General features: G+C 57.1%; 4 protein-coding genes. All 4 read left to right on the top strand.

Going from position 1 to position 7,120, the window contains the following annotated elements; genetic code table 11:
* The first annotated feature begins 208 nt into the window (after positions 1-208).
* The 4 genes from KO539_RS29755 to KO539_RS29740 are packed head-to-tail and all read left to right on the top strand — an operon-like array spanning position 209 to position 6,838.
* Positions 209-1,645, top strand: a complete 1,437-nt coding sequence (locus KO539_RS29755; protein ID WP_219313974.1) for a DUF3375 domain-containing protein — start codon at positions 209-211, stop codon at positions 1,643-1,645.
* Positions 1,645-2,241, top strand: coding sequence for a DUF4194 domain-containing protein (locus KO539_RS29750; RefSeq protein WP_219313977.1), 597 nt, complete (start codon positions 1,645-1,647; stop codon positions 2,239-2,241). Before KO539_RS29755 ends, KO539_RS29750 begins: the two co-directional genes overlap by 1 nt.
* Positions 2,238-5,636 (top strand): SbcC/MukB-like Walker B domain-containing protein, encoded by a 3,399-nt coding sequence (locus KO539_RS29745; RefSeq protein ID WP_219313972.1) that lies wholly within the window; start codon positions 2,238-2,240, stop codon positions 5,634-5,636. Before KO539_RS29750 ends, KO539_RS29745 begins: the two co-directional genes overlap by 4 nt.
* Positions 5,637-5,641: 5 nt before the next feature.
* A complete protein-coding gene (locus tag KO539_RS29740; protein WP_225243963.1) occupies positions 5,642-6,838 on the top strand; it encodes a DUF3322 domain-containing protein in 1,197 nt (398 codons plus the stop codon).
* Positions 6,839-7,120: the final 282 nt, after the last annotated feature.

Raw genomic sequence — 7,120 nt, 5'->3', positions numbered from 1 at the left:
CCTTCCCATCCCGAACAGGACCGTGAAACAACTTTGCGCCGATGATAGTGCTGCAACCAGTGTGAAAGTAGGTTATCGTCAGGCTTGTTATTCGCAGTAAGAGAAAAACCCGTCAAGCAATTGACGGGTTTTTTTTCGTCTGGAGATTTATCAAGAGATGTGATATTGATCGGTGCTACAGTACGCAATAGACTCAAAACGCGTACAGATGGACTATCAACAACTTTCTGCCCAGCGCCGCAACCATCCGGCCTGGCGTTTGCTCGCCGCCGATCATGCACCGATGATCGCCAGTTTCCTGCACCGTCATTTTATTGCTCCCAATATCCGTACCATCGCACGCCAGCAACTGGCATCGCATCTGGATGATCATCTGTATCATTTGCATGAACTGGCTGGCGAGGTGTTGTTTCCCAAAAGCGCGACAGCGTATCTGGACGATTGGGCTTCCGATGAACGAGGCTGGCTACGCAAATATTATCCAAGCGGGCAGGATGAACCGCACTATGATTTGACCTCACCGACTGAACAGGCGATCGCATGGCTGCTTGGCCTGGAACAGCGCCAATTCATCGGCACCGAATCGCGCCTGATGACAGTGTTCGATTTATTGCGACAGATTCTCGACGGAACCGAATTGAATCCGCGTACCCGCATCGCCGAGCTTCAGAAACGCAAGGCAGCCATCGATGCAGAAATCGCACAGATCGCCCAAGGACGGCTCGACATGATGGAGCCTGGTCAGGTACGCGAGCGCTTCCTGCAAATGTCGTCCACTGCACGCGAACTATTGTCCGATTTTCGTGCCGTGGAACATAATTTTCGCAGCCTGGATCGCTCGGTGCGTGAACGTATCGCCGCATGGGAAGGCAGCAAGGGCGAATTGCTGCAGGAAATTTTCGGCAAGCGCGATGTGATCGCCGATTCCGATGAAGGCAAGAGTTTTCGCGCCTTCTGGGATTTGTTAATGTCGCCATCTCGCCAGGATGAATTGACGGCGTTGTTGAATGCGGTAATGGCGCTCGATCCGGTACGCGAACTGGCACCCGATGGCCGCTTGCTGCGTATTCATTATGACTGGCTGGAGGCGGGCGAAGTGACGCAGCGTACGGTGGCCCGTTTGTCAGAACAGTTGCGACGCTATCTCGACGATCAGGCCTGGCTGGAAAACCGCCGCATCATGCAGCTGATACGCGACATAGAAAAAAAGGCGCTCGATGCGCGCGCGGTGGTCGAGCATGCCGCTTTTATCGAGATCGATGCCGCCGCACCGAATGTGCTGGCGCCGATGGATCGCATCTTGTTTACACCGCCCTTCAAACCCGTCATTTTGCATGGCGTGCTCGATGAAGCCGCCGAACCGGTGCCGTCGGATGCCTTGTTCGAGCAGGTCCATGTCGACCACCTGAAACTGGCGTCGAATATCCGGCGCGCGCTACAGCAGCGCAAGCAAGTGTCGCTCGCCACGCTGATCGCCGAATATCCGCTCGAGCAAGGCCTGGCGGAACTGGCCACTTATCTGAGCCTGGCGACGCAGGAATTGCCAAGCGTGATCGACGATACGCAAGAAGAAACGATACACTGGAGCGATGCGCAGGGTCGTGCGCGGCTTGCCACCGTACCTCTTCTTATTTTCAGTGCATGATGGATTCATCCAGCGAAACTCATTACAGCCAGATCCTGATCGCCTTGATGCAAGGCGTGTTGTACCAGGAAAACGATGTCGCCTTATGGCAGCCACTGCTGCTGTTGCAAGCGCGCGTGCGCGATTATTACCAGCAAATCGGCCTGGAATTGATACTCGACGAAGCCGAGGGCTATGCCTATCTGCGCCAGCGTGCCACACCGGAAGGGGAAGTTGCACTACCGCGTCTGGTGCCTCGGCGCCAGCTCAGTTATCCGGTCAGTTTGATCCTGGTGCTGTTGCGTAAAAAGCTGGCGGAGTTCGATAGTCAAGCTGGCGATACGCGTTTAATTGTCAGCCGTGAGCAGATCACCGAACAATTGCGCCTTTTCCTGCCCGATACCGCCAATGAAGCGCGTTTGCTTGACCGCATGGAGACGCATTTGAATAAAGTGGTCGAACTGGGCTTCCTGTATCGTTTGCGTGGACAGGATCAGCAATTTGAAGTGCGGCGCATTTTGAAGGCGTTTGTCGACGCGCAATGGCTTAGCGATTTTGAACAACGCCTGAACGATTACGCCAGTCATGGCGCGGGACTGTCGGAGGATGCGGAATGACGGCGCGGGATCATGAGGACGGCGTAAGTTGCCAATTAGATTTCGCGGAGCCGGTGCCATTTGAACGTGCGGGCTTCCGGCTGCATCATTTCGAAGTCCTCAATTGGGGGACCTTTCATGCGCGCGTGTGGAAACTGCATCCGGGCGGCGACAATCTGCTGCTGACCGGCGACATCGGTTCGGGCAAATCGACGCTGGTCGACGCGATTACCACCTTGCTGGTTCCCGCTCAAAAGATTTCCTATAACAAAGCCGCCGGTGCCGACGCGCATGAGCGCAGCCTGCGTACCTATGTGCTTGGCCATTACAAATCGGAACGCGGTGACACGTGCAGTACGGCGCGTGCGGTGGCCTTGCGCGACCAGAATACCTATGCCGTGATCCTTGGCGTGTTTTATAACGAAGGCTACGATCAGACGGTGACCCTGGCGCAGGTCTTCTGGCTCAAGGATGCGCGCGGCCAGCCCGAGCGTTTTTATGTGGTAGCGGACAGCGCCTTGTCGATCGCGGATCAGTTCGCTGGCTTCGGTACCGATATCACCCAGCTGCGCAAGCGCCTGCGCGCCAGCAAGGGTATAACCCTGTACGACAGTTTTCCACCGTACGGTGCCGATTTCCGCCGCCGCTTCGGCATCGGCAATGAACAGGCGATGGAGTTGTTTCACCAGACGGTGTCGATGAAATCGGTCGGCAACCTGACCGACTTCGTGCGTGAGCACATGCTTGAAGCATTTCCCGTCGAAGAGCGGATTGCCGCCCTGATTGCCCATTTCGATGATCTGCATCGCGCGCACGAAGCTGTACTCAAGGCGAAAAAACAGATCGAGCAATTGCTGCCGCTCACTGCCGATTGCGCACGCCATGCCAGCTTGCAGCAGCAGGATGAGCAGTTGCGCGGCTGCCGCGAAGCGCTGCGGCCGTGGTTTGCTGCCTTGAAAAGTGAGTTGCTGGAAAGCCGCCTGGAGCAACTGGTGCTGGAACTGGAAAAAACCGCCGCGCGCCTGCAGCGGCTGCAACAGCAGCGCGGCGAACAAGGCCTGCGCCGCGATGAAATACGGGAAGCCATTTCCGCCAACGGCGGCAATCGCCTGGCGCAGATCGACGCCGAGATCGCGCGCCGGCAAACGCTGAAGGATGAGCGTGCGCGGCGCGCAGCGCTCTACGAGCAATTGGCGCAAGCGCTGGGCTTGCCTGGTGCTGCCGATGACGAAGGCTTTCGCGCCAATTTGCATGCTATCGACAGTGGCCAGGCGCAATGCGTTGCGCAGCGCGACGAGTGCCAGAACACCCTGACAGAGGCGGGTGTCATGGTGCGCGAACTGGGCGCCAGCCATGGCGAGTTATCGGCGGAGCTCGCATCGTTGCGCCAGCGCCGCTCGAATATTCCAGGCCAGATGCTGAAACTGCGTGACTTGCTGTGCGGCGCGCTTGATCTCGATGGTGATGAGCTGCCCTTTGTTGGCGAGTTGATCCAGGTACGTGACGATGCTGGCGCGTGGGAGGGCGCGGCCGAACGTTTGCTGCACAATTTCGGCCTGGCGCTGCTGGTGCCGGAAGCCCATTATGCGGCGGTGGCGGCATGGGTGGACCGCAGCCATCTTGGAGCGCGCCTGGTGTATTTTCGGGTACGCGCGGTCAATGTGCCGGAAGCACGGCCGCTGCATCCGGACTCCCTGGTGCGCAAGCTGTCCATCAAGCCGGATTCGGCGTTTTATCCCTGGATCGCCGGTGAACTGGCGCGGCGTTTCGACTATGCCTGCTGTGAATCGCTGCAGCAATTCCAACGTGAAAAATTGGCCATCACGCGCAACGGCCAGATCAAGGCGGGTGGCGAGCGCCATGAAAAGGATGACCGTCATCCGTTGCAAGACCGCACCCGTTATGTGCTGGGCTGGACCAACCAGGCCAAGATCGCGGCGCTGGAAAAGCAAGCGCGTGATTTGTCATTGCGCATCACCGCCCATCGTGCACGCATCAGTGCACTGGGCATTGATGTCAAAACGCATCAGGACCGCCTGGGTCACTGGCAGCAACTGGCGGTGTTCCAGCATTTCGACGAACTGGACTGGAAGCCCTTGCTGCTGGCGATCGAACAATTACTGCGTGAAAAAGAGGCACTGGAAGCGGCGTCCGATCTGCTGCAAGCGCTGCAGGGCCAGCTTGAGGCGTTGACGCAAGCGCAAGCCAAAACGGATGACGACATTAGCCGCCACACCACCGAGCACGCCAGACTCAGCGAACGCCAGGAGCAGGCCAGCGGTCACTTGGGCGATTGCGCACAGTTGCTGGACGCCACGCCGTCGCACGCGCGTGAGCTGTATTTTCCCTTGCTGCAGCGGCTACAGGGGGAAGCGCTGGGCGAACACAAACTGACGGTGGAGTCGTGCGACAACCGTGAAAAAGACATGCGCACTTTCTTGCAGGCGCGTATCGATGCCGACAGCAAGAAAATCGCCAGTTTGCGCGACCGTATCATCAGTGCCATGAGTGATTACGTCACGGCGTGGCCGCTCGATACGCGTGAAGTCGATGTCAGCATCAATGCCGCTGGCGAGTTTGGCATGATGCTGGCGGCACTGCAGGCCGATGACTTGCCACGCTTTGCGCAGCGCTTCAAGGAATTGCTCAATGAAAACACGATACGCGAAATTGCTGGCTTTCAATCACAGCTCAAGCGCGAGCGGGAAACCATACGCGAACGTATCGATATCATCAACCGCTCGCTGCACGATATCGATTACAACCCCAACCGCTATATCGCGCTGGAGGCCGAGCCCAACCTGGACGCTGACCTGCGCGATTTCCAGGCCGACTTGCGTGCCTGCACCGAAGGCGCGCTGACGGGATCGAGCGATGAAGAATATACGGAAGCCAAATTTCTGCAGGTCAAAACGATTATCGAGCGCTTCCGTGGCCGCAGCGGGAGCGGCGAGGTGGACAAGCGCTGGACGCGCAAGGTGACCGACGTGCGCAACTGGTTTGTGTTTTCGGCCTCCGAGCGCTGGCGTGAAGATGACCGCGAGCATGAACATTACACTGATGCAGGTGGCAAGTCCGGTGGCCAAAAGGAAAAGCTGGCCTATACCGTGCTGGCCGCCAGCCTGGCATACCAATTCGGCCTGGAGTGGGGCGTCGTGCGTTCACGCTCCTTCCGTTTTGTCGTGATCGATGAGGCGTTCGGCCGCGGTTCGGATGAGTCCGCGCGCTATGGGCTGGAACTGTTCAAGCGCATGAATCTGCAATTGCTGATCGTCACGCCATTGCAAAAAATCCATATCATCGAACCGTATGTTGCCGGCCTGGGCTTCGTGCATAGCGAAGAGGGCCGGCAATCGATGTTGCGCTGCCTGAGCATCGAGCAGTACCAGGCCGAGCGCCAGGCTCGCAGCGCATGAGTGCCATGAGCAGCAACTGGACCACGCCGGCCGACATTCGTACACAGTTACTGCGCCTGTGGGACAGCGGTCGCCTGCTGGCGGCGCATGTCAGTCACAGTGTGCTGTTTCCCTTGCCTCTCAATCTGCGTCAGCCAGCCTCGGCGCACCTGGGCGAGCAATTCGATGAAGTGCGGCGCTGGATACGCCAACTTGACGAAGGCAGCAAGAGTCACATGGGCTACGGCTATACCATCGAATGGCGTGATATCAATCATCGCCAGTTGGGGCGCAATCGCATGCCGGCTGGCTTGATCGTGGACGAAGAGGGCGACGCCTTGCGGCTGATCGGAAAAATGGCGGAGAAGCGGCATTTCGAGCAATTGCTGACGCTGACGCTGCAGGTTTTTCCTGCTTTGGCTGGCTGGATCGCGCGCCGTCCGATGCTGTTGCTCGAGCACGCGCCCGCATGGGAACGCATCGTGCTGATTTTGCAATGGTTTGTGGCGCATCCACGTCCGCAGCTTTACTTGCGCGAACTCGACATCGCTGGGGTGGATGGAAAATTCATCGAAACGCGCAAGGCCTTGCTGGCGGAATTACTGGATCAGCTAATGCTGCCCGAGGCGATCAACGCGCAGGCCGTCGGGGCGCGCCAATTTGAAACGCGTTATGGATTATTGAGCAAACCGGTATTGATACGTTTTCGCCTGCTCGATCCGCGTCATTATATCGCTGGTTTGTCTGACCTGAGCGTACCGGTAGCGCAGTTCGCTGCCTTGCATGTCAATGTAAAACGCGTCTTTATTACCGAGAATGAAATCAATGGCCTGGCGTTTCCGGAGGTTGAAGACAGCATGGTGATTTTCGGTGGCGGTTATAGTGTCGAACGCCTCGGCGATGTACCCTGGTTGGCTGACAAGGAAGTAATTTACTGGGGCGATATCGATACGCACGGTTTTGCCATACTGGATCGCTTGCGCGCATACTTGCCGCAAGCACGCTCCATGCTGATGGACATCGCGACCCTGGAAGCGCACCGCTTGTTGTGGGGGAGTGAAGAGCCGCATAAACGCCACGGTGGTCATCTGACCCGCTTGACGCATGAGGAACTGGCCCTGCTTAAAATACTGCACGAACATGCTTTGGGCGAGTGCCTCCGCATGGAGCAGGAAAGACTGGGTTTTCGCTGGGTCAGGACAGCGATACAAAACCTTGACTAACAAATCTTGGATTAAAGACTTGCTGCTATCGCGGCGTAGGGCTATAATTCGCCCCCTCGCTGAACGATGCATGCAAATGCTGAGTAAGGCAGGAAAAGAAGGAGTTGACGGATGTAGTGAAATGCTTCATACTCTTCCTTCTTCGCAGCTGGCAAACACAACGCTTTGTCAATAGCGCGAAAGCAGTACCGAATACAGTTCTTTAACAATTAACAGTCGATAAGTGTGGGCATTTGATGTAAGTGCAGCAGCGATTTTCGGATCGCTGTAAAACTTAAAATA

The organism is Janthinobacterium sp. NKUCC06_STL, from assembly GCF_019345455.1.
GTDB lineage: Bacteria > Pseudomonadota > Gammaproteobacteria > Burkholderiales > Burkholderiaceae_D > Janthinobacterium > Janthinobacterium rivuli.
Note: the sequence above shows the minus strand (reverse complement) of the source record. Positions and strands in the feature narration are given on the sequence as shown.

Coding starts and splice junctions, on each gene's coding strand:
- KO539_RS29755 (WP_219313974.1), top strand. CDS start 209: ATGGACTATCAACAACTTTCTGCCCAGCGCCGCAACCATCCGGCCTGG.
- KO539_RS29740 (WP_225243963.1), top strand. CDS start 5,642: ATGAGCAGCAACTGGACCACGCCGGCCGACATTCGTACACAGTTACTG.
- KO539_RS29750 (WP_219313977.1), top strand. CDS start 1,645: ATGGATTCATCCAGCGAAACTCATTACAGCCAGATCCTGATCGCCTTG.
- KO539_RS29745 (WP_219313972.1), top strand. CDS start 2,238: ATGACGGCGCGGGATCATGAGGACGGCGTAAGTTGCCAATTAGATTTC.